This is a genomic window from Streptomyces albus subsp. albus (assembly GCF_000719865.1).
GTDB classification, from domain to species: Bacteria; Actinomycetota; Actinomycetes; order Streptomycetales; family Streptomycetaceae; genus Streptomyces; species Streptomyces albus_E.
The window spans coordinates 185726-209758 of sequence record NZ_JOID01000003.1 but is presented as its reverse complement, the minus strand read 5'-3'; the positions used below and the strand labels follow the sequence as shown (position 1 = coordinate 209758).

Genomic DNA, 24033 nt, shown 5'->3' with positions numbered 1-24033 from the left:
ACCCGGAGCCGCATCCGGGTCCGGGGACGGTCCGGCGCTGGCCGCTGCCGTGCGGTCGGTCCTGGCACGCCTCGACGCCCACGCCGCCCGCGCCCGGACGTCCGCCGGCCCGGAGACCGGCGGCACGGACAGCACCGGCGGCACCGGGCCCGGAGTACCGGACGAGTCCGCGTCCGGGCCCGTGCCGGCGCCGGACCCCGTCTCGGGCCCCGTCTCCCTCGACGCCCTCGTGGCCTGCTTCGGCCTCAGCTCCTTCGAACGGGACGTCCTGCTGCTCGCCGCGGCCGCCGAGCTGGAGCCCACCACCTCCTCCCGCTGCGCCGCCGCGAGCGGTGACCCGGAGCGCCCGTACCCGACCTTCTCCCTCGCCCTGGCCGCTCTGCCCGAGCCGCACTGGAGCGCGCTCACTCCCGTGGCCCCGCTGCGCCGCTGGCGGCTGGTCGAGCCGGCCGACGAGACCCGGCTGACCGGCTCCCGCCTGCGCCTGGACGAGCGCATCCTGCACTTCCTCCTCGGCTCGCCGTATCTCGACGCCCGGCTGCACGGGCTGCTGCGGCGCGTGCCGCTCCCCGCCGGCCTCCCACCCTCGTACGACGCCGCCGCGCAGCGGATCGCCGCCGGCTGGGCGGAGTCCGGACCGGGCGCGCCGCCGCGCGTGGAGCTGGTCGGCGGCGACCGGCACACCCGGGAGGAGATCGCCGCGTCCGCCGCCCGCCGCAGCGGACTCGGGCTCTACACGATGGCCGCCGAGGACGTGCCGTCCGGGCCCGCCGAGCGCGACCGTCTCTCCCGGCTCTGGCAGCGCGAGGCGATCCTGCTGCCCGCCGCGCTGCTGCTGGAGAGCGGCGAGCTGGACCGCGAACAGGCCGCGGCGGCCGACGCGTTCATCGCGGGCGCCGCCGTGCCGCTGGTCGTCGCCAGTACGGACGCACGGCCCGCCGCGCACGCCGTCCGGGGCGAGCGGATCACCGTCCCGGACCTCGGCGACGAGGAGCAACTGCGGCTGTGGACCGAGGCGTTCAGCGGTGTGCCGGGGGTCGGCGAAGGGCACCTGCGGGAGCTCGTCGCACAGTTCTCGCTGCCGCCGCACGTCGTACGGTCCGCCGCCGCGACCGTGCGCCGCGGCCTCGCCGGCGGGGAGGCCGAGGCCTCCGGTCTGGACGCACAGGAGCTCGCCTGGCGGGCCGGGCTCACGGAGGCCCGGATGGGCCTGGACGAGCTGGGCCGCCGGATCGAACCGGAGGCGGGCTGGGACGATCTGGTGCTCAACGACCGCCAGTTGCGCATCCTGCGCGAGATCGTGGCGCACGTACGGCAGCGCGGCACCGTCCACCAGGAGTGGGGCTTCGCGCGGACACTGCGCCGCGGACTCGGCGTCACCGCGCTCTTCGCGGGTGGCTCGGGCACCGGCAAGACCCTGGCGGCCGAGGTGATGGCCAAGGAGCTGGGGCTGGACCTCTTCGTCATCGACCTCTCGCAGGTGGTGTCGAAGTACATCGGCGAGACCGAGAAGAACCTGCGCAAGGTGTTCGACGCGGCGGAGCGCGGCGGGGCCCTGCTGCTGTTCGACGAGGCCGACGCCCTGTTCGGCAAGCGCAGCGAGGTCAAGGACAGCCACGACCGGTACGCGAATCTGGAGGTCAGCTATCTGCTGATGCGGATGGAGGCCTACCGGGGCCTGGCGATCCTCACCACGAACATGAAGAAGGCCCTGGACACCGCCTTCATGCGGCGCATCCGCTTCGTCGTCGACTTCCCGTTCCCCGGGGAGGCCGAGCGGGCCGAGATCTGGCGCCGGGTGCTGCCCCCGCAGGCGCCGGTCAAGGACATCGAGCCGGAGCGGCTGGCGCAGCTCACCGTGGCGGGCGGCTCCATCCGCAACATCGCGCTGGCGGGCGCCTTCCTCGCGGCGGAGGAGGGCGACGCCCTCGGGATGCGGCACATGCTGGCCGCCGCCCGCACCGAATACCTGAAGCTGGAGCGTTCCCTGACGCCCTCGGAGGTCCGCGGATGGATCTGAACGGGACACGTCGGAACGAGACGGGACGGAACGCGGCGGGGCCGACAACGGGAGCTCTGCCCGACGGGACGCCGCGGTCCGACGGGCCGGAGCGGGCCCGGCCGCCCCGTGAGGTCCGCGTCGAGATCGGCGAACTGGTGCTCGACGGCTTCGACGCCCGCGTGGACACCGACCGGGTGACGGCCGCCTTCCGCGCCGAACTCACCCGGCTCGTACGGGAGCGGGGCGTGCCGCTGGCGACCGGCGGCCGGGACCTGACGGTGGAGGCCCTCTCCGGGCTGCCGCCGCTGCCGCGCACGGCCTCGCCCGCCCGGCTGGGCGAGGCCCTGGCGCGCGCGGTGCACGCGGGGCTCTCGGGGGACGGCGCGCCGGACGCCTCCGGCGGCCCGGAACGGCGGCCCGGTTCAACGGGACGGGGGCGCGCATGAGTTCACACGCGTCACAGGACTCCCGCTCGGACGCGGCGCGGAACGCCAAGCGCCGCAAGCGCAAGGAGCGCTCGGCGAAGAACACCGCGCCGGAGCCCAAGGACATCGTCAGCGGCGCCGGCCAGCCGCTCGACCTGAGTGTGCGCCGGGAGCTGGAGGAGCAGCTCGGCCACGACTTCAGCCGCGTACGCCTGCACACCGACCGGGACGCGGGCGCGCTCACCGACATGCTGGGCGCGGACGCCGTCGCGGTCGGCCAGGACATCTTCTTCCGCGAGGGCACCTACCGGCCGGGCACGGCGGAGGGGCAGCGCCTCCTCGCCCACGAGCTGCTGCACACCGTGCAGAACCCGGACGGCCTCGGCGCGCTGCGCGCCGGCCGCGACCTGGGCGCGGTGAGCCTGCCGGAGCAGGCGGTCGAACGCGAGGCGGAGTCGGCGGCGCAGGCGGCCATGGGCGCTGCCGCGCGGGCCGCGGCCGACGCGGGCACCGATACCGGCACCAGGACGGCGGCCGGGGTGGAGCCGGGACAGGCCACCCCCGGCTGGCTTCGCTACGCCACCGTCGACGCCGACCAGAAGCGCATGGAGCTGATCGACCCGGCGACGCTGACGGACCGCGTGGCGAACGGCCTCCTCCGCTCGCTGCGCGGCGACCCGGCCGACCGCTCCAAGCGTGTACGGCTGCAACTGGCGCAGATGTCCGAGAATCTGCGGGACGCCGTGCTGGACCGGCTCGAACGTCGCCTGCTCAGCCCGGAGTTCGACCGGATCATCGAGCTGACCGAGGAGACGGCCGAGAGCGGCCTGCCCGAGCGCGGCTCGCTGGACGCGCCCGAGGCCGTCCCCGATGCCGCCGAGGAGCTCGCGGACGAGCGGGAGCGCGAACGGGAACGGGCGGAGTCCGAGCGGGAGAACGACCGGCGCACGGAGCCGCCCGGGGAGGAGCGCGAAACCGCGGACGGGACGCCCGTCGGCCGCGACGGGGAGACCGCCGGGCCCGAGGACGGGAGCGGGACACCGCGGCCGGAGACCGATCCGCGCGAGGGCACGGGACGGGAGCCGGAGGAGCCGCGGGAGGAACAGCGGCCCGACCAGCCGGAGCAGCCGCGCCCGGAGCCCTGGAACCCGCGGCCGGCCCCGGCCGGAGGCGGCGGCGCCCGCTCCGGCGGCGGCACGGCGGGCCCGTCCGCCGGGGGCGGCACGTCCGGGGGCGGCAGCCGTGCCCCGTCCGCCGCCGCGAGCTCGTCCGCGCAGGCCCGCCCGTCCAGCGGTGCCGGGAGCAGCACCACCGCGGAGGGCGACGGCGGGCAGCCCGGTCTCAGCGGCGCCCGTGCGGCCTCCGAGGAGGAGTCCGCCGCGAAGAACAGGCCGGGAGCCGTCGAACCGCTCGTCGCCGGGCAGCAGGTACCCCAGCGGGACAAGAAGGAGCAGGACAGTCGGGAGCCCGGCGGCACGGAGTCCGCCGAGGCGGCGAAGGCCGAGCAGCAGCCGGAGAACCTCAGCCGCCTGGACGGCATGCGGTTCCAGGACCGCGCGGGCGGCCAAGAGCCCGGTGCGGAGGAGGAGCCCGCCCGCGCCCCGGACGCCGCGGAGACGGCGGACCCCGGGCCCCTGGAGGACCCGGACAGCGCCTGGAACACCGAGCTCAAGCCGGAGGACTTCCTCCCCGCCACCGACCTCGACGTCTCCGGTGTGCCCACGGCCGAGGACATCGTCCCGGGGCAGACCGGTACCCCGTCGGTGCCCTCCTTCCCGGCGCCGCCGCCGACCAGAGCCGACGAGATCCAGAAGCGGCGCGAGGAGGAGGACGCGGCCGAGGCGGAGGCCGAGGAGCGGGCCGCGACCCCGGTGACCGAGGGCACGGAGGACGCCGCGGCCGACGGCGCCGACAGCCGGGGGCGCGGGGCCGGGTCCGGCCTGCCCGGCGGCCCCGGCGGTTTCTCGGCCGCCGTCACGGCGCCGTCCCGGGACCGGGAGTCGGAGCGCTCCGGCGGGGTCGAACCCCTGGCCGTGCGGACCGCGGCGGAGACGGAGGGGGAGGACGAGGCCGCCCGGACCGCCGGGGAGCAGCAGGAGAAGGACGCCGCCGGAGCGGGCGCGGCCGGTGCCGGAAGGGACTCGGCGGAGGAGCCGGCCGACAGCGCCGGGGATTCGGAGACCGCGGGCTCGCCGAACGCGGCCGGCGCGCAGACGGGCCCGCAGTCGGCGGCCGGCGCGGCCTCCACGCCCCCGCCGCCCGCACCGGCGGTGGACACCTCGGACGCGTCACGGCAGAACGGCGGCGCCCCGACCCCGGACCGGAGCCCCGGCCCCCGCCCGGGCGGGACGCCCGAACCGTCCCCCGGCGCCTCGCCGGACCGGGACGCGCCCGGCACGGGCGGAAGCGGCGGAACGGGCGGCACGGACGCCACGGGCGGCGGAGGCACGGACGGCGGGGGCGCCTCCGCGGCACCCGTCCGGCAGGAGTCCCCGGCCCGCACCCCGGCGGCGCCCGCGCGGTCCGGGTCCGCGCCGTCGTCCGGCGGCAGGGCCGGCCGTACCCGTGGCGGTGGCGGCGGTACGCGCAGCGCCGGGGGCGGCGGTGGTGGCGGGGGCGGTGGCGCACGGCCCGCGGGCGGCGGCGCGGGCCCCCAGCGGGAGGCGGCCGCGCCGAACCTCTCCGGGGTGAGCCCGGAGGCAGGGCTGGCCACGGCGGCGAAGCTCAAGCCGCACCGGGCACTTGAGGCGCTGGGCGGCGTCGGCCAGGCCGTCGACAAGACCGTCGGCGACGAGCACAAGACCCTGCAGTCCGCGCCGCCCACGATGGAACGGCCCGCGGGCGCGCCCCAGACCCTGCGGGGCAAGCCGGCGACGTCCGCCCCGGGGCAGTACTCCGGCGACCCGGCCGCCAAGGTGGACGCCCCCGAGGAGAAGAAGGCGAAGGTCGAGGGCGACAAGACCCCGGAGGGCGAGATCCCGGGCGCCGACATCCCGGAGCCGAGCCCGGTGGACCTGGGGCTGGCCGGCCTCGCCAAGGTCGGTGCGGGGATCGTGAACTGGGGCGCCAAACAGCTGGGCGCGGACGAGGACGTCATCGACACCGATGCCCTCGTCGGCAAGATCATGGGGATGCCCACCGAAGACGAAATGCTCAAGAACGCCACGGTGGGCACACCGGACGGTGTCGACCTCCAAGGCGAGACCGACGGGCGGGCGGGCGAGCAGGACGGCGAACTCGACAGCAAGGGCCGGCAGCTCCACTCCTCCGGCCGGGAGGACTCCGAACGCCCGCTCGGCGAGGACCAGATCTACCCGGACGTGCCCCAGGAGACGCTCACCGCGAAGGTGCCCGGCGGCAAGGGCGGCGGAGGCGGCGGCACGGGCCCGAAGGCGAGCACCGGCGCGATCCCGCCGGAGGCCGTCTCGGCGGTGGCGGAGCACGAGCGCGGCCCGCAGCTGCAGAGCGCGTTCGCGGACGGCCGGCAGGACATCTCCGCCAAGCGCCGCACCAAGGACGAGGACTTCCGCTCCTCCCGGGACGACCACCGGCGCAAGGTCCGGACCGAGATCGATACCAACTCCCGTACCCAGGCCGACGAACGACGGAAGACGAAGGCCGAGGTGGCCGACTCCCGCGCCCGCTGGCGCGAGGAGCAGGACGGCGAGCTCGAGGGTCTCGGCACCAAGAAGAGCGCGAAGCTGACGAAGATCCGCCAGGACGTCAAGGACAAGGAGGAGAAGACCGACAAGGACGTCGGCGACCGTCAGGAGAACGACGAGAAGGAGATCGGCAAGAAGCAGGAGAAGGCGGAGGACGACGCCAAGAAGAAGCGCGACGACGCCAAGAACGACTCCGGCAACTGGATCACCAAGGCGTTCGACTGGATCCGGGAGCAGTTCGTCAAGCTCCGGGACGCCATCGTGGGCTTCTTCCGGGCGGCCCGCGACGCCGTCCGCAATCTGATCAAGGACTTCAAGGGCACGGTCCTCCGCTGGATCGAGGAGGCCCGGAAGTGGATCGTCGAGAAGTTCCGCGAGTTCGTCGACGCGCTGCTCGAACTCGGCAAGGCCCTGCTCAACGCGCTGATCGAGCTCGCCAACCGGATCCGCGACCTCATCATCCGCATCCGCGACGCGGCCATCGCCCTCGTCAACGAACTGGCGCGCAAGCTGCGGCAGATGGTCACCGACCTGCTGAACATGCTCGGCCGCCTGCTGAACGGCATCTTGGAGGCCCTGCGCAAGGGGCTGGAGATGGCGGTCAAGGCCGTCATGACCGCGGTCAAGGGCATCATGGACTTCGCCCTGGGCCTGCTCAACGCGCTGGGCGAGTGGGCGATGATCGCGGCCGACATCATCACCGACCCCGGCGGCTGGCTGAGCAACGCCAAGGCCTCGGCGGAGGACGGCGCGAAGAATCACCTGTTCCGCGAGGTCACTTCGGCGATCAAGGAATGGTTCAACGCGAAGATCCAGGAGATCCTGGGTCTGCCGATGGAGATCTTCCAGGCCCTCATCAACGGCGGCATCACCGTCCAGCAGATGGTCAAGGAGGCCTGGGAGGAGGCGCTTCCGCAACTCCCCATCATCATCGGCGAGATCGTCGTCACGAAGGTCATCGCCAAGCTGATCCCCGGCGCGGGGTGGGTGCTGGCCATCATCGACGCGCTGAAGGCGGCCTGGGGTGCGCTGAGCGAGATCCTCAACGCGCTGGGCGCCTTCATGAACTTCCTGAAGGCGGTCAAGGGCGGCGGCGCGGGCCTCCTCTTCGCCAAGGCGGTGGCGTCCGGCGTCGTCGCCCTCCTCGAACTCGCCTACGAGTTCCTGCTGAGCGGCATCGGCAAGTACGTCAGCAAGGTCGGCGACAAGTTCAAGGGCATGGCCGCCGACATGAAGAAGGGCCCCAAGGGCGAGAAGCCGGGCGGCAAGGACCAGACGGGCCCGAAGGACCAGGACCGCCCGAAGGCCCCCACGACGACGGCGGCGCCACGCCCGACCGGAGCGGACCGCCCGCCGGGCCCGGGCCGAGACCGCCCCACCGGTACGGACCCCGGCCGCCCGGGCGGCACCTCCCGCCCCGGCACGGGCACTACGCCCGGCCGTCCGACGAGGCCCCGCCCCACGACCGACCGCCCGGCCCGCCCGGGCGGGCCACCCCGCGCCCCGCAGCGCCCGACTACCCCAAACCGCCCCGCACGCCCGACCGCAGACCGCCCTGCCACTCCCGGCCGCCCGTCCCGCCCGGACGACCGCCGCCCGGACACCACCCGTCCGGACTCACGCCGCCCGGACGACCGGAACAGGGACGGGGCTCGGGACCGCGACAGGGGCCGCGACACACCCCGCCGCCCGGACGACCGCACCCAGGGCCCCCGCCGCCCGGACCGCGACAGGGACCGCACCCCCGACCGCGACCGCCCGCGCCGCCCCTCACCGGACCGCCGTGACCGTGACGACCACGACCGGCGCCAGGAGGAACGTCAGAAGCAACGCGACGACCGAAGGAAGAAGGAGAACAGCAGGGAATCGAAAGAGGAACGGCTACGCAGAATCGTGGCTCGCATACGCCCGGTTCTAAGGAGACTGCTGGCGGTAGGCGTATTCCGCCCGGTCATGCAGGCCACTCTCAGCGGAATGCGGCTCTGGTACCGCCTCACCGATCTGTTCATGAGCGGCTTCGAGCGGGGCACCATTCTCGCCCGGCTCAATCCGACCACCGGCGTCACCGGGTACGAGGAGGATGAGCAGGATCCGGATGGACCGCGGAACGCGGAGGAACAGCGTCGAGAACAGCAGGCCGACGAAGAGCTGGGGCGGGCGGCTGAGGAACGGCAGCGCCGCCGCGAGAGCGAGGGAGCGCAACGCGGAGAAGCCGGCCAGCAGGGGCATGAGGAGAACCGGCCAGCCAGTCCAGGCGCTCTCTCACCCCAGTTGGCAGAGATCCTCCGCAAGGCTCCACTGCCGACGAGTAGCCATTCCCAGGAGGGGGAGTCGCTGGCCTGGCAGGATGTGAAGAAGTCCAAGGAGGACGAGAGTCGGCTCACGGCAGACCACATTCCGTCCGGTGCCGCCCTGATCCAGGCTGCCAAGAACAAGGCCACGGCGGAAGCGGCCGCGAACGACGCGGAACTCCGGCAGTTGCTGAAGCTGAAAGAAGAAGGAAGACTGTCCAGTCGACAGAGGAAAATTCTACGGGACAAGGAGAAGGCGATTCACGAAGAGCAGAAACTGCTCAAGTCTCCCGAAAATGCGAACAAGAGAGACGTCAAGGCTCAGGAAGTCTACGACGAGGCTCTCACGCTGTTGGTCACCCAGGAACTACACAAGGAGGGACGCACTTTCTTCAAGAAGAACACTCGGAGGCAGATCCAAGAGGACGCACAGGATCTGACCACGGCCGTGGAAAAGGACTTCAAGTATTATCTCGAATACCTTGACGGGCCAGTGAATCAGCTAACCAGGACTCAGATAACAGCTTTCATACGCCACTACAAAAACCTCACCGACAAGAAAGTGATCAATTACTCAAGAGCCATCGAACGCATGCTTCTCACTTACTACCACAAGGCAGAAAGGTGAACGTGGAACGCACGCAAGCACTGGAAGAGGTAATCCTGAACGACACACTCTCCGGATTGCCAAAGCGGGACCGGATCTTCGAGATCCTTTCCGGGGCGGAGGACAAGGGCGCCTCCCTTGCCGCCGACTTCATCATGCGTACGGACGATGAGGCAACTACTGACTACCTGGCTCAATATCTTGAGCTGATCCCGGACGCCCAGTCGGACAAGGTACGTGCGGCGGAGAAACTGCGGGGTGACGAAACTCTAGTACGCTCCGCAGCACGCCTGGTCCCCTGGCTGCCGGATGAGCTTCTCGACGGCTTTGTCGCGGACTACCTGACAGCAGCCGACCCCAACTCACCGCTCGCCGATGTGCTTTTCACCATCGCAATCCACGCCCCCGGCAGACTACGCCCCGTAGCGGACAAAATTGACGACAGGGACATGCACCGCGGCATGCTCTCAGGCGCGCCGGACGAACTAGTCGACGCTTTCCGGGAAAAGTGGCGCCGGGAGCAGGACAGCTCTCTCCTTGAAGCACTGGCTCTGATCCGCACGGATTACGCGGCGGATCAGATTGAGTCTCTGCGTGATGAGATCGAGGACCACCCCGATTGGGAACTGCTGTTGGAACTAGCCGGCAAACTACCCGACAGCGAGGAGAGAGCTGGATACCGCCCCGCCTATATGGGATTTCTGGGAGAGAAGAACGAGAGCCCGCACACATTGGGCGGCGCGTTTGCCGGAGACGTCCCGCTCTGTCACGAGTGCGAAGCGCCCGCGGTTCGGATTCTTACTCTCGAAGCAAAATCTCTGCCGTTTACCCTGGAGCACAACGCATCATTCTTCTGGTATTCCTGCGAGTGCGGCGCGATGGATTCCACCACGGTACGTGTTGGGGCGGGCGAAACAGTCGTCTACTACGGTCCCAGCGGCCCGGCAGATCCGGAACTCTCACTGGTGCCCGGCGGGGAACGGTCGCTGCTATTGGAAGAACACCGCAATCAGGTCGGCGTAAGCATGGAAGCTGTGCCTGGGGCTTCCTGGTACCAAGTCGGCGGCCTTCCTCAGTGGGTGGATACGGATCGCCACCCCCGGTGCCCGGAATGCGGAAGCGTCATGCCGTTCTTGGCTGCCATCGCCGGAGGATCTACGCGCTTCGGCGAATTCGGTTACGAGGGAGTCCTTTACGGATTCTGGTGTGACCGCTGCCGCGTATCGAGCACGAAGTACCAGGACTGATACCCAGGAGTGTGACGTGACCCGCTACGCGGACATCCCCAAGCCAATTCGGTCCGGCATCGTCATCGTCGACCCCGAGCGCGGCACCCCGCAGCGCATCATCGTGCTGCAGTTCAACCCCGACAGCCTGGAGCGCTCCATCGCGCCGCAGGCCGCCGGGGGGACCGGTGATGCCGGTGGCGGGGGCAGTGGAGGGGATCGCAACGAGGCCCTCCGCCTCAAGGGGCCGGCGGAGGAGACGTGGAAGTTCACCGCCGAGATCGACGCGACCGACCAGTTCGAGATCGCGGCGCCGGACGGCATTCACCCCCAACTGGCCACGCTGGAAATGCTGGTGCAGCCGACCACCGCCCAACTGCGGGAGAACGCGCGCCTGTCCAAGAAGGGCACCATCGAGATCAGCCCGATCGAGATGCCGCTGACCCTCTTCACCTGGGGAAGCAAGCGCGTCATGCCGGTCCGGCTGACGGAACTCTCCATCACCGAGTCGGCGTTCGACATCAATCTCAATCCGATACGGGCCGCGCTCAGCATCGGGATGAAGGTGCTCACAGTCAGCGATCTGCCGGCCGGGCACCGCGGGGCCGAGCTGTATCTCGCGCATCTCGCGCAGAAGGAGCGGCTGGCCGGGACCGCGAGGTCCGGCTCCCTCGGCTCGCTCGGCCTCACCGGGGCCGACATCGGCATGGGCGCGCGGGCGGCCAGTACACGCACGGGCAGCGGCCCGGGGAGGGCGTGACACCATGATCGAGCCGTACGACAGCGCGCTGGACGCGATCCCCGGAGCGCATCCGTATCCGCGCGGCAGCCGGTACCACGACGCCGAGATCGGGGCGTACTGCTTCCCCGACGGCACCGAGGTCCGGTACGCGAAGCGCCGGTTGCTCCCTCCGCTGCCGGACGAGGACGGGTCCGGGGACGACGGCGACACCGCCACGCACACCGTCGGCGCCGGCGAACGCCCCGACCACCTCGCCCAGCGCTACTTCGGCGACCCGGGCCAGTGGTGGCGGATCGCGGACGCCAATCCCGTCCTCGATCCACGCGAGCTGACCGCCGAGCCGGGGCAGGAGATCGCGATCCCGCTTCCGGGCGCCTTCACCACCCCGGGCAGCGGCGCACCCGGCGGCGCGCCGCGACGGGGAGCGGCGGGAGGCGGCGGCCGTGGCTGACGAAGAGCCGGTCGGCGGCGGCCCGGTCCACCTCACCCTGCACATGGGGCCGAAGCTGGTCCGCCCGGTGCCGTACGAGGTGTCCGAGGCCCTGCTCTCCGTGCAGATCACCAGCACGGCGGGCGAACGCAGCGGTTTCCAGATCGCGTTCGACCTCACCAAGCGCGGCGCGATCATCCAGCGGCTGCTCCCCGACGGCTACTTCGACCCGCGCACCCGGGTCATCGTCACCGCCTCCGTGCGCGGCACCCCGCGGGTGCTGCTGGACGGGCTGATCGTGCGGCAGGAGGTCGGGGCGAGCAACCAGCCGGGGCAGACCACGCTGACCGTCACCGGGGAGGACCTGAGCCTCCTCATGGATCTGGAGGAGCGCACCGAGCGCTACCCCAACCTGGCGCCGTCCGCCCGTGCCGCCCGCATCCTGCGCGGCTACGAGGACTACGGCATCCAGCCGTACGTCGTCCGGGAGCAGATCGAGCAGCCGCCGCGCGCCCAGCTCCGCGTCGAGTACCAGACCGGCACCGACCTGGCCTACCTCAACGAGTTGGCGCAGGCGAACGGTTATGTGTTCTATCTCGAACCCGGTCCCACGCCCGGCTATTCGACCGCCTACTTCGGCCCGCAGAAGCGGGTCGGGCAGCGGCAGCACGCGCTCAACGTCAACATGGACGTCAACTCCACCGTTGACCAGCTCACCTTCGCCTATGACGGCACCGCCCGCGAGGAGCCGCAGGCGCGGGTGCTGGACCCGGTGACCCGGCGGGCGCCGTTGCTGCCCCAGCCCGACATCAGCCCGCTCCGCCCGCCGCTGGGCCGGCGGGCCAGCCCTGCCCTGAAGCGCCGCAAGCTGACCGGCACCGCGAAGTTCAGCCCCGAGCAGGCGCGCGCCGAGACGCTGGCCCGTGCCGCGATGTCCGCCGACGCGGTGTCCGGTTCGGGGCAGCTGGACGTCAACCGGCACGGCTACATCCTCCGGCCGCGCGAGCTGGTCGGGGTGCGCGGCGCCGGGGTGACGTACGACGGCGACTACTACGTCACCAGCGTGACCCACAACCTCCGCCCCGGCTCGTACCAGCAGAACTTCACCCTCTCGCGGGAGGGCCTCGTCGCGCTGAGCGACACCGTCCGTCCGTGACCGGAGACCGGGCAGCCACAGGAACCTGGAGAAGCACACGATGGCGCCAGCAGCAGGACCAGGACCCAACAACCGCTATCTCGGCAAGTTCCGCGGCCGGGTGGTGGACAACGACGACCCGTTGCGGATCGGCCGGATCACGGCGCTCGTGCCGGATGTGCTCGGGGACGAGCCGTCCACCTGGGCCATGCCCTGCTTCCCGTTCACCGGCCCGCAGGCCGGCCAGTACGTGGTCCCGGGCGAAGGGGCGGGCGTGTGGATCGAGTTCGAGCAGGGGGACGCCAGCTTCCCGGTCTGGACGGGCTGCTGGTACGGCGACGAGAGCGAACTGCCCCAGGACGCGCGGGCGGCGGCCCGGACGGGCGCCGAACCCGTCGTCATCGAGAACCGGAGCCACCACAGGATCGTGCTCCACGACTCCCCGGACGGCGGGATTCTCCTGCAGGCGCCGGGCGGCGCGTTCATCCGGATCAACAACGCCGGTGTGCAGATCAACAGCGGCGCGGGGACCTCGATCGTCCTCGACGGCGATCAGGTGGACGTCAACGAGGGCCGGCTGACCGTGCCCAAGAAGAGCTAGCAGAGGAACGGGGAGAGACGTCGTGTCCAGGAGTTACCGGAGCGGGAGTCACGGGAGCGGGAGTTACGGGAGCGGGACCCACGGGCACCCCGGGAGCCCCGTCCACACGGGGGCGGAGCTGCGCTGCCCGCACGGCGGCCGGGTCGCGGCCGCCTCCGCCGCCGGGTCCGGCGCGCACGGCCGGTCCGCGGTGCGGATGGACGGGCAGCCGCTGATGACCGCCGCGGACGTCCACACGGTCAGCGGCTGCGGGCACACCGTCGCCGGCCGGCCCTCGCCGTGCACCAGCGTGCGCTGGAGCGCGGGCGGCGGCGGCCGGGACGCCGTGACCGTCGACGGGACGCCGGTGCTGCTGGACACGGCGGCGACGCGGGCGCAGTGCCTCAGCGACGCCCTGGTGCCGCAGGGAGCGCCGCTCGTGACCGGCACGGGAACCGGAACCGCACAGCAGGGAGTGGTGTGCCGATGAGGGCAAGGACGGCAAGGACCGCGCGGGAGGACATCGCGTTCCCGTTCCGGATCGACGGCCGGGGGCGCACGGCTCGCGCCGCGTCGTACGACGACCATGTGCGCGATCTGATCGAGCAGTTGCTGTTCACCAGCCCCGGCGAGCGCGTGATGCGCCCGGACTTCGGCTGCGGGCTGCTCGATCTGGTGTTCACCCCCAACAGCCCCGAACTGGCGTCCGCGCTGGAGCTGTCCGTGCAGGCCTCGCTGCAGCGCTGGCTGGGGGATCTGATCGAGGTGGAGGACGTGGACGTGGAGAGCGAGGAGAACGTGGTCCGCGTCCATCTGTGGTACGTGGTGCGCGCCACCGCGGACCGGCGTGAGGACGTGTTCGAGGGGAGGGGCGCCGCATGAGCGGTCCGGACAGGGACATGACGGCCGGTGGCCCCGGCACCGCACTGGTGTGCCGGGGAGACGGCAGGCGCGGCAGGGTGCGCGGGGCAGAGCTGAACGGGGTGGACGCGGTCGAGGTGAGCGATGACGGGCGCACCCTGACCGTCACCTTCCTCGGCAAGGCCCCGCGCGGCCTGTGCCGGGAGAACATCCGCGTCGACGGCGGCCGGCGCGTCACCGGCATCGAGGCGCTGGAGGTGGAGGTCGAACGGGAGGACGACCCGGAGCTGGACGACCGGCTGTACGTCACCGTCGACAAGGCCGGTGACACCTCCCGCTACCGGCTGTCCGTCGTCGAGACCGACCCGTACGGGCGTCCGGGCACCGAGCCGTACCGCGGCTTCGACCAGCGGTACCACGCGGCGGACTTCTTCTTCCGGCCGGACTGCCCCACCCCGTTCGACTGCGCGGACGAGCAGCCGGACTGCCCGCCCACGTATCGGCCCGCCCCGGTCATCGACTACACGGCGCGGGACTACGACAGCCTGCGGCAGGTCGTCCTGGACCGGCTGGCGCTGACCTCGCCCGGCTGGGTGGAGCGGCACGCCCCGGACCTGGGTGTCACGCTGGTCGAACTGCTGGCCCACACGGCCGACTTGATCAGTTACCAGCAGGACGCGGTCGCGACCGAGGCCTATCTGGACACGGCCCGGAGGCGGGTGTCCGTACGCCGCCACGTCCGGCTGGTCGACTATCCGATGCACGACGGCTGCAACGCCCGCGCCCATGTGGCCGTGGAGGTGGCGCGGCCGCTGACGCTGCCGCCCGGCCGCTTCCGCTTCGCCTCCGTCGATCTCCGCGCCCGCGGTCCGCGCGACCGGCACGGCGCGCGGCCCGGCACCGTCCTCGGGGACCACGAGCTGACGGCGCTGGACGAGCGCGCCGGAGTGGAGGTCTTCGAGCCGGTGGAGCCGAAGCCGCTGCGGCTGCGGCCGGCGCACAACACCATCCGGTTCTGGACCTGGGGCGGCGAACAGTGCTCGTTGCCGAAGGGGGCCACGTCGGCCACCCTGCGCGACGAGTGGGCGCACCGGGAGCACGGCCCGCACGACGGGAACGACGGCCACGGGAACGACAGCCACGGGGACGACCGGCACGGAGACGGCGACCCGGGGGCCGGGGGCAGGGACGGCCGCGGCCCCGGGGACGGTCACGGCCACCACGGCCACGGGCGCCCCCGGCGGCGCCTGCTCGACCTCTCCCCCGGCGACCTGCTGGTGTTCGAGGAGGTCCGCGGCCCCCGCTCCGGCACCCCCGGCGACGCCGACCCGGCGCACCGGCAGGCCGTGCGCCTGACTTCCGTCACCCCGGCCGTCGACCGGCTGTGCGGACAGCCGGTCCTGGAGATCACCTGGGCCCGCGAGGACGCCCTGCGCTTCCCGCTCTGCCTCTCCACCACCGGCGGCACGCGCTGCGAGCCGGTCCCGGACGTGAGCGTCGCGCGCGGCAACATCGTCCTGGTCGACCACGGCCGGTCGCGGGACTTCTGCGAGGACGAGCCGGAGCACGTCACCGTGCCGCCCGTGCCGGCCGCGCCGCCGGGATGCGAGCCACCCGCGTTCGGCTGCGCTGACCGCGCGGGCGGCAACGAACCCGCGCGGCTCACCGCCGCGCTGCTCGATCTCACCGACAGCGGGCGGCTGCTGACGCCCGCGCACGTCCGGGAGGTGTTCACCGCCTTCGGCGAGGACGCCGCCGCGCGGGCCGGGCTGGGGATCACGGGCGAGGGACGGCGCGAGGAGGTCGTGCCGGACACCGCCCAAGCCCAGGCGGCCGCCCTGCGTACGCTCCTGGCGCAGTCGGTGTACCCGGGCATCGTGCCGCGTTTCCGGCCGGTCCTCGACCGCTTCCCCGTTGTGCAGGCCGTGCCGTTCCCCGAGCCGCGCCTCGTCGCCGCCGGGCAGGCGGAGCGGCTGGCGGCCGTCCCGGAGCGGGTGCGGCAGCGGCTGGTCGAGCTGTGGCGCAGCGCCCGCGACCGCGACGGACTGTCCGAGCGGGAGACGGCCGAGTTGGCCGTGCTGTTCGGGCTGGACGTGCTGGAGCGGCTGGAGCTGCGCGTCCACCCGCGCCGCGCGCTGCGCGAACTGCTGGTCCGCAGCGACCGCTTGCTGGCCCGCAAGAAGCGCCGGCTGGAGGTGCTGGCGGCCCGTGCCCGGGCGGGCACGGTGCTGGACCGGCGCACCGCCTGGGAGATCGCGCACTGCTGGGGCCCGGCGTACGCGGCCGGGCTCGACCCGGACGACCCGGTGCTGGCCGGGCCGGCCGCCGCGTCGCTCCGCCAGGACCCGCGGGCGGCGCTCCCGGCGGTACGGGTGCTGGAGCGGACCCTGGACGGCACCCGCGTGTGGGAGCCCCGGCGTGACCTGCTGGGCAGCGGCTCCCGGGACCGGCACTTCACCGGCGAGCTGGAGGACGACGGCCGTCTCGCGCTGCGCTTCGGCGACGGCGTCCACGGCGCCGCCCCGGAGCCCGGCACCACGCTGGAGCTCCGCTACCGGCTGGGCGGCGGCACGGCCGGCAACGTCGGCGCGGAAGCCGTCAACCGGCTGGTGCTGTGCGGGCGTCCGGACGACGACGGCTCGGAGGAGCCCGGCCCGTACGCCGGCTGGGATCCGTACACGGATACGGACACGGACACGGACCGGTCCGCGGGACCGGCGGAGCACGGCGGGTACGGGGAGGCGGAGCCCGGCCGGCACGCGAACCCGGAGTCCGGGGACGCCGAGGAGACCGACGAGACCGGGGAGTTCGAGGAGATCGGCGAGACCGGCGGGGCCGGAGCCGGCGCGTGGCGGGGCTTCCCCGTGATCCGGGTGCGCAATCCGCTGCCCGCGGCCGGCGGCACCGACCCCGAACCGGTCGAACAGGTGCGCCGGCTGGCGCCGCTGGCCCTCAAGCGCACCCGGCTGCGCGCCGTGACCGCCGCCGACTACGCCGAACTGGCGTCCGCCGTCCCCGGAGTGCAGCGGGCGGCGGCGGAGATGCGCTGGACCGGCAGCACGCAGGAGGCGCACGTCGCCGTAGACGCCCTCGGCACCGGGGAGCCGTCCCCGGAGCTGCTGGACGCCGTGGCGCGGCATCTGGAGGACTACCGCCGGATCGGCCACGACGTGGTCGTCGTCCCGGCGCGGACCGTGCCGCTCGACATCGCGCTGACGGTCTGCGCGGCGCCGGGACAGCAGCGCGGCCCGGTCCTGGCCGAGCTGCACCGGGTGCTCGGCTCCCGGGCCCTGCCCGACGGCCGGCTCGGCTTCTTCCACCCCGACGCCCTGGGCTTCGGGGAGCCGGTGCGGCTGAGCCGGCTGGTGGCCGTGGCGGCGGCGGTGCCGGGCGTGCGGAGCGTGCACGTCACCCGGCTGCGGCGGCTCTTCGGCCCGGACGCCGGCACCACTAGCAGCGGTGGCAGCGCCGGCAGCGGTGACACCGGCTACGACAACACGAGCGACTCGGACGATCTCCGCGACCCAGCCCTGGACGAGGGTCTGCTGCGGCTCGGACCGCTGGAGATCGCACAGTGCGACAACGACCCGGACCGGCCCGAGAACGGCCGGCTGGAGCTGGAGTTCGGGGGCGGACAGTGACCATCGAACCGACCGACACGACCACCACGGGCCGCGGCTGCGGTTGCGGCTGCGGCGGGCACGACGAGCGCCGCGCGGCGTCCGCCGTGCACAACCCACCGGGCCGCGCGGCCCTCGACTACCGCGTCGGCGAGTACGGCTCCTTCCTGGCCGCCATGCTCGACCGGCTCGCCTCACCCGCCTATCCGGCGCTGCGCCGGCTGACCGTGCGGACCCCGGACGACCCGGCGATCGCCCTGCTGGACGCCTGGGCCGTCCTCGGCGACCTGCTGACGTTCCACTCCGAACGGATCGCCGACGAGGGCTACTTGCGCACCGCCCGCGAGCAGCGCTCCCTGACGCTGCTGGGCCGGCTGGTGGGCCACCGGCCGCGGCCCGGGATCGCCGCGGACACGCATCTCGCGTACACGGTGGACCGCGATCCGCGCTCCGGCGAGGACATCCCCGTGCTGATCCCGCGCGGCGCGCGCAGCCACAGCGTCCCCGCCGTGTCGCTGGAGGAGCCACACACCTTCGAGACCGACGAGGAGCTGACCGCCCGCCGGTCCTGGAACGAGCTGGCGGTGCGGCGCCGCCGCCCGGCCCTGCTGACGCCGGACGATCTGGGCCGGCGCTCCGAGCTGTACGTCGCCGGGACGGACACCGGTCTGCACATCGGCGACCGGCTGCTGTTCCTCTTCGGCGGGGGCGAGGCGCCCGGCGGCGGGCAGCGGCTGCTGCTGCCGGTGGCGCGGCTGCGCGTCGACCGCGAGGACGGCGTGACGGCGGTCGCCCTGCCGCGGTCGGCGCCACCGAGCCTGTTCGAGCTGGTGACCGAACTCCGCCAGTGGATCACGGAACCGGCCGGACCGGGCGACCCGGAGGAGCCGGCGGAGCCGAGCCCGGAGCACCCGAACCCGCGCCCGGTCAGCCGGCTGGTCGAGGACTTCGACGCGCGGGTGCTGGCTCCGCTCCGCGAGGACCTGGACGGCGTCACCTCACCCGAGGAGTTCGCCCGCCGGCTGGAGGACCCCCTCGACCGGCTGGCGGAGGCGGAGATCATCGCCCGGCCGTACGAGCACGTGGCCGCCTGGTTCGAACGGCTGGCGGCCGTGCTGGCCGAACTGCGGGAACGGGCGATCGAACTGGGCCCGAGCCGTTCGGCCGCCGAGGACGCCGCCTTCGACGGGCGCGTCCTGGACGCGGAGACGGACCGGGACACCACCGACGGCACCGACGGCACCGACGGCACCGACGGCACCGACGGCACCGACGGCACCGACGGCACCGTCAGCACTGACAGCGCTGACGGCACGGACCGCACCGGACACGCGACGGCCCCGGCCGCCCCTCCCGGCACGGGACATCCGCGGACTCCGGAGCAGGGCCCGCAGACCCCGGCCGCCCTCCGCACGCTCGGCGCGCTGCTCCCCGCCCTCCGCTCCCGCTCCGTCCGCCCGCCGTCCGTCGCCGGCACCCCGGCCGCCCGCGACCCGCGGCACCTGTTCGGCCCGGAGTCGGGCTTCGGCGCCCGGCTGCTGACCGCCCTGGACCCGCGGCTGGACGGCGGTGAGCTGTACACGGCCTGGCGCCGCGCCACTCCGGCCGCCACCGCCACCGGGGCCGGAACCGCCGTCCCCGTGCCCGGCCCCGCCGTGCTGCGGGATCTGCTGGCGATGCGCGTGACGGCCGCGCCGTTCGGGGCCACGGCGCCACTCAAGCCCGTCCAGGACGAACGCGGCCGGATCATCCGGCAGTCCGACTGGCCGCTGACCGGCTCCGCGCTGACCACCATGCGGGTCGTGTTCGACACGGCCGGCAAGGTGCCCGTGAAGGCGGAGTTCGTCCACGCCCAGCTCGACGCCTCCTGGCAGCGCAGCGAGAACCTCCCGAACGAGCTGACGTTCGACCTCGGCCCCGGCACGGTGGTCCTCTCCGCCCAGAGCCCCCGGGAGCAGGAGAGCACCCGCACCGGCAGGCGGGTGACGGCGGCCGCCGAGCCCCAGGAGCCGGGCGTGACCGCCCAGTTGCTGGCCGATCTGCCGGAGCGGACGCTGTTCGTGTCCCGGCCGGCCGAGGACGGCACCATCCATGTGTCCGTCGCGGACGGCGGCAGCCACGACTGGCGGCTCGCGCCCGGCGAGCGCCGGCAGGAGACCGTGGACGGCTACGAGATCTACGTCCGCCGCTCCACGGCCAGTGAGCAGCACAGCGTCGAGATCGGCATCGCCACCGTCCCCTCGGCGCCCAACCGCTACGTCCTGCCGCTCGACACCGTGCACGACTCGCTCACGGTCGGCAGCTGGGTCGCCGTCGACCGCCCCCGCAAGGGCACCCCGGACGAAATCCCCGGCGACAAGGCGCTCCGCTGCGTCATCACCCGGGTCACGGCCGTGCGCACCGTCGCGTACGCCAACTACGGCATCACCGGGCGCGGCACCGAGCTCACGCTCGCCGACCCCTGGCTGGACGACCAGGACGTGCTGCTCTCGCACATCCGGGACACCACGGTGCACGCGGGCGGCGAGCCGCTGCGGATGGCGGACGAGCCGCTGGGCGAGGACGTGCACGGCAACGAACTCGAACTCGACGATCTGCACGACGGGCTGACGCCCGGCCGCCGCATCGTCGTCACGGGTGAGCGCAGCGACATCCCCGGTGTCGCCGCGCTGCGCGCCACCGAACTCGCCGTGATCGCCGGCGTCGAACAGCGGCTCGATCCGGAGCTGCCCGGCGACCACGTCCACACGGTGCTGACGCTCACCGCCGATCTGGCCCACCGCTACCACCGCGACACCGTCCGCGTGCTGGGCAACGTGGTGCCCGCCTCGCACGGCGAGAGCCGCGACGAGCCCGTCGGCAGCGGCGACACCACCCGCGCCAACCAGACGTTCACGCTCTGGCGCGCCCCGCTCACCTGGCTCCCCTCCGGCAACGCGCTGGGCGCCGTGCCGGCGCTGGAGGTGCGGGTGGACGGGCTGCTGTGGCACCGGGCGGACAGCCTCGCCGGGCGCGGCCCCCGCGAACGGGTCTACGTGCTGGGCGCCGGCGCGGACGGCCGTCCGACGGTGACGTTCGGCGACGGCGTGAACGGCGCCCGGCTGCCCACCGGGCACGACAACGTCCGGGCCCGCTACCGCCATGGCACGGAGGGGCCCGGCGGCACGGAGCTGCCGGCAAACCTGCCCGCGGGCCGCGTGACCCAGGCCGTCACCCGTCCCCTCGGCGTCACGGGCGTCACCAACCCGCTGCCCGCCGCCGGCGGCGCGGCGGGCGACGGACCGGGCCTCACCCGGCGCACCATCCCGCTCGCCGTCTCGGCCCTGGACCGGCTGGTGTCCGTCCCCGACTACGAGGACTTCGCCCGCTCCCGGGCCGGCGTCGGCCGGGCCGCGGCCCGCGAACTCTTCGACGGGCGGCGCCGGGTGGTCCATGTGACCGTCGCCGGGGTGGACGACGTGCCCCTCGCCCCGGACTCGGACACCCTGCGGGCGCTGCGCTCGGCGCTCGCCGAGCACGGCGACCCGCGGCTGCCGGTCCGCGTCGACGTGCGGGAGCTGGTGGTACTGCTGCTCGCGGCGAGGGTGAAGGTGGCGCCGGACCACTCCTGGGAGACCGTCGAGCCCCGGCTGCGGCAGGCGCTGCTGCGCCGGCTCGGCTACCCCGGCCGCGAGCTGGGGCAGCCCGCGCTGCTCTCCGAGGTGCTGGCCACGGCCCACACCGTGCCCGGTGTGGAGTACCTGGACGTGGACGTCTTCACCGGCGTCCCCCTCACCGCCGCCGGCCCGGACGCGCCGGCACCCCCGGCGGACCCCGGCGGGCCCCGGCCCGTGGTGCCCGCGCGGCACGCCGAGTACGACGAGACGACGTACCGGGTGACGGCCGAGGACGGCGAGACCCTCACCGGCGTCGCCGCCCGGCACGGCATCACCCTGACCGAACTGCTGCGCCTCAACCCGGACATCGGCAGCGTCGAGCGGCTGCCGAAGGGCCGCACGGTGCTCGTCTTCCGCGGCGTGCGCCCGGCCCAGCTGGCGCTGCTGTCACCCGACGTCCCGGACACGCTGATTCTTACGGAGGTCACCCGATGAGCAGGGAACCGGACGGGCTCGCGGATCTCCTTCCGCAGTGGCACCGGCTGAGGGACGCCGAGCAGGGCGACGGGCCGGGCGGTGAGCCGCTGCGCGCGCTGCTCGCGGTGATCGCCGAACAGGTCGACCTGGTCCGCAGCGGCGTCGAACAGCAATACGACGACTGGTTCGTGGAGACGGCCGCCGAGTGGGTGCTGCCCTACCTCGGCGATCTGGTGGGCCACCGCCCACTGCCCGGCTACGAACACCTGCTCGCCACCGGGCCGGAGGACGGCGGCCGGCCGGACCTCTCCCGGCGGCGGCTGGCCGCGGCGCTCTCACCGCGCCGGGAAGTGGCCGCCACGGTCGCCAACCGGCGCCGCAAGGGCACCCTGCCGCTGCTGGAGGAGCTGGCGCAGTCGGTGGCCGGCTGGCCGGCGCGCGCCGTGGAGTTCTCCCGGCTGCTCTCCCACCACCAGCCGGTGCGGCTGTACGGGCCGGAGACCGCGGCGGTGCGCGCCCGGCGCTCCGGGCGCGGCCGGCTCGCCGACCTGCGGGACTCGGCGGAACTGGACCTGGCGGGCGGCCCGTTCGGCGCGACGGCCCGCTCCGCGGATGTCCGGCGCGCGGATTCCGCCCGCCGGCCCGGCGGCCTCACCCCGGCCGGCGTCGGCCTGTTCGTGTGGCGGCTGAAGCCGTACCCGGTGACGAACGCGCCCGCGTACTGCGTCGACCGGGCCCGCAACCTCTACACCTTCTCGATCCTCGGCAACGACACCCGGCTGGTGACCAAGCCGGAGCCCGAGCCGTCCGCCGCGCACGTCGCGACCGTCGACAACGTCCCCGCGTACATCCGGCGCCGGCAGTTCGCGGACCGGCTCGCCGACTACTACGGGCCCGGCAAGAGCCTGGAGATCCACCGGGACGGCCGGGACGAGCCGGTGCCGCTGTCGGACATCGTCGTGGCGGATCTGACGGACTGGCGCTACCGGCCGCAGCGCGGGCAGGTGGCGGTGGACCCGGAGCTCGGCAGGATCGCGTTCGCCTCCCGCTCCGCGCCCCGGCGGGGGGTGTGGGTGAGCTACCACTACGCCTTCGGTGACGACTTGGGCGGCGGCGAGTACGACCGGGACCGCGACACCCCGGCGACGGCGAAGGTCTACCGGGTCGGGCCCGGCCAGAGCTTCCTGCGGATCATGGACGCCTACGAACGCTGGCGGCAGGACCGGCGCGAGGGGCGGGTGGGCCCCGAGGGCGTCATCGAGATCACCCACAGCGGCGCCTACCAGGAGCAGCTGGACTTCGACCTGCGGCCCGGCGACCGGCTGGAGGTGCGCGCGGCCGAGGGCACCCGGCCCGTGATCCGGCTCCTCGACTGGTACAGCAACCGGCCGGACGCGCTCAACATCCGCGCGCACGGCTGCGACTGCGGCCACGGCCACGGGGACGGCGGACCGGGCGCGGCGGTGGAGGCGGAGGCGGAAGGAGCGGAGGGAACGGCCGGGGGAACGGCGGACGGAACGACGGCAAGCACGAAGCCGGCGGACCGTACCGGCGGTCCCGGCCACCGCCCCGGCCCGCACGGCTGCCGGCACCACGAGCCCTCCCGCGTCGTCCTGGACGGCCTGCTGATCACCGGCCGCGGCATCAACGTCACCGGACCGGTCGGCACGGTCGTCCTGCGCCACTGCACCCTGGTGCCCGGCTGGTCCCTGGAGCCGGACTGCGAACCGGCCTCCCCCGAGGAGCCCAGCGTCGTCCTCGAACGCACCACCGCCTGCCTGCAGATCGAGCGGAGCGTCCTCGGAACCATCGAGGTCATCGGGGACGAGGTGAGCACCGACCCGCCGGCCATCCACCTGCGGGACAGCGTCCTGGACGCCACCGGCCACACCCTGCCCGCCCTCTCCGCCCCGGACTGCCGGCACGCCCACGCCGTGCTGCACGCACACCGCAGCACGGTGATCGGAGAGGTCCACACCCACGCCGTGCGGATCGCGGAGAACAGCGTCTTCACCGGGCGGATGCACGTGGCCCGGCGCGGCATCGGCTGTCTGCGGTACAGCTACGTCCCGCCGGGCTCGCGCACGCCGCGCCGCCACCGCTGCCAGCCGGACCTGGCCGGCCCGGAGGAGGCGGGGCGGGTGCGGCCGCTGTTCGAGAGCGAGCGGTACGGCACCCCGGCGTACGCGCGGCTCGCCGCGGCCTGCGCCGAGGAGATCCGCCGGGGCGCCGACGACGGCTCCGAGATGGGCGTCTTCCACGACCTGTACGAGCCGCAGCGGATGGACAGCCTCCGGGCGCGGCTGGCCGAGTACGCGCCCGCGGGCACCGACGCGGGGGTCATCACCGTCACCTGAGCACCGATCCCGGTCACGGATC

13 protein-coding genes are annotated in these 24033 nt (G+C 73.6%); all 13 read left to right on the top strand.

The window, feature by feature from the left end; all coding sequences use genetic code 11:
* The first annotated feature begins 49 nt into the window (after window positions 1-49).
* The 13 genes from IF83_RS0104440 to IF83_RS34530 are packed head-to-tail and all read left to right on the top strand — an operon-like array spanning window position 50 to window position 24011.
* Window positions 50-2020 (top strand): ATP-binding protein, encoded by a 1971-nt coding sequence (locus IF83_RS0104440; RefSeq protein WP_244176832.1) that lies wholly within the window; start codon window positions 50-52, stop codon window positions 2018-2020.
* Entirely contained in the window at window positions 2011-2448 is a 438-nt protein-coding gene (locus tag IF83_RS34540; protein ID WP_244176830.1) for a hypothetical protein, read from the top strand. Before IF83_RS0104440 ends, IF83_RS34540 begins: the two co-directional genes overlap by 10 nt.
* Window positions 2445-9008 (top strand): eCIS core domain-containing protein, encoded by a 6564-nt coding sequence (locus IF83_RS0104430; protein WP_051722443.1) that lies wholly within the window; start codon window positions 2445-2447, stop codon window positions 9006-9008. Before IF83_RS34540 ends, IF83_RS0104430 begins: the two co-directional genes overlap by 4 nt.
* Before the next feature lie 2 nt (window positions 9009-9010).
* Window positions 9011-10234 (top strand): hypothetical protein, encoded by a 1224-nt coding sequence (locus IF83_RS0104425; RefSeq protein WP_030542677.1) that lies wholly within the window; start codon window positions 9011-9013, stop codon window positions 10232-10234.
* Window positions 10235-10250: 16 nt separating this feature from the next.
* A complete protein-coding gene (locus IF83_RS0104420) occupies window positions 10251-10973 on the top strand; it encodes a hypothetical protein (RefSeq protein WP_051722442.1) in 723 nt (240 codons plus the stop codon).
* A gap of 4 nt (window positions 10974-10977) precedes the next feature.
* The gene (locus tag IF83_RS0104415) at window positions 10978-11406 is read left to right on the top strand and encodes a LysM peptidoglycan-binding domain-containing protein (RefSeq protein WP_030542675.1); all 429 of its coding nucleotides are present in this window, start codon (window positions 10978-10980) and stop codon (window positions 11404-11406) included.
* Between the two features lie 43 nt (window positions 11407-11449).
* On the top strand, window positions 11450-12541 hold the full coding sequence (locus IF83_RS0104410; protein WP_051722466.1) for a hypothetical protein: 1092 nt from the start codon (window positions 11450-11452) through the stop codon (window positions 12539-12541).
* 40 nt (window positions 12542-12581) lie between these two features.
* Window positions 12582-13121 (top strand): phage baseplate assembly protein V, encoded by a 540-nt coding sequence (locus IF83_RS0104405; RefSeq protein WP_030542673.1) that lies wholly within the window; start codon window positions 12582-12584, stop codon window positions 13119-13121.
* A gap of 22 nt (window positions 13122-13143) precedes the next feature.
* Window positions 13144-13590 (top strand): hypothetical protein, encoded by a 447-nt coding sequence (locus tag IF83_RS0104400; RefSeq protein WP_244176828.1) that lies wholly within the window; start codon window positions 13144-13146, stop codon window positions 13588-13590.
* Window positions 13587-13982 (top strand): GPW/gp25 family protein, encoded by a 396-nt coding sequence (locus IF83_RS0104395; RefSeq protein WP_030542671.1) that lies wholly within the window; start codon window positions 13587-13589, stop codon window positions 13980-13982. Before IF83_RS0104400 ends, IF83_RS0104395 begins: the two co-directional genes overlap by 4 nt.
* A gap of 17 nt (window positions 13983-13999) precedes the next feature.
* Window positions 14000-17602 carry a baseplate J/gp47 family protein gene (locus IF83_RS34535; RefSeq protein WP_051722465.1) on the top strand — a complete coding sequence of 1201 codons (3603 nt, stop codon included), beginning with the start codon at window positions 14000-14002 and terminating at the stop codon, window positions 17600-17602.
* Window positions 17599-21672 (top strand): putative baseplate assembly protein, encoded by a 4074-nt coding sequence (locus IF83_RS0104385; protein WP_244176826.1) that lies wholly within the window; start codon window positions 17599-17601, stop codon window positions 21670-21672. Before IF83_RS34535 ends, IF83_RS0104385 begins: the two co-directional genes overlap by 4 nt.
* Window positions 21669-24011 carry a hypothetical protein gene (locus IF83_RS34530; protein ID WP_030542668.1) on the top strand — a complete coding sequence of 781 codons (2343 nt, stop codon included), beginning with the start codon at window positions 21669-21671 and terminating at the stop codon, window positions 24009-24011. The genes IF83_RS0104385 and IF83_RS34530 overlap by 4 nt, the downstream gene beginning before the upstream one ends.
* The last annotated feature ends 22 nt before the right edge of the window (window positions 24012-24033 follow it).

What these genes read in the sequence shown, in the direction of transcription:
- IF83_RS34540 (WP_244176830.1), top strand. Translation starts at nt 2,011, where the DNA reads ATGGATCTGAACGGGACACGTCGGAACGAGACGGGACGGAACGCGGCG.
- IF83_RS0104430 (WP_051722443.1), top strand. Translation starts at nt 2,445, where the DNA reads ATGAGTTCACACGCGTCACAGGACTCCCGCTCGGACGCGGCGCGGAAC.
- IF83_RS0104415 (WP_030542675.1), top strand. Translation starts at nt 10,978, where the DNA reads ATGATCGAGCCGTACGACAGCGCGCTGGACGCGATCCCCGGAGCGCAT.
- IF83_RS0104410 (WP_051722466.1), top strand. Translation starts at nt 11,450, where the DNA reads ATGGGGCCGAAGCTGGTCCGCCCGGTGCCGTACGAGGTGTCCGAGGCC.
- IF83_RS0104405 (WP_030542673.1), top strand. Translation starts at nt 12,582, where the DNA reads ATGGCGCCAGCAGCAGGACCAGGACCCAACAACCGCTATCTCGGCAAG.
- IF83_RS0104395 (WP_030542671.1), top strand. Translation starts at nt 13,587, where the DNA reads ATGAGGGCAAGGACGGCAAGGACCGCGCGGGAGGACATCGCGTTCCCG.
- IF83_RS34535 (WP_051722465.1), top strand. Translation starts at nt 14,000, where the DNA reads ATGACGGCCGGTGGCCCCGGCACCGCACTGGTGTGCCGGGGAGACGGC.
- IF83_RS34530 (WP_030542668.1), top strand. Translation starts at nt 21,669, where the DNA reads ATGAGCAGGGAACCGGACGGGCTCGCGGATCTCCTTCCGCAGTGGCAC.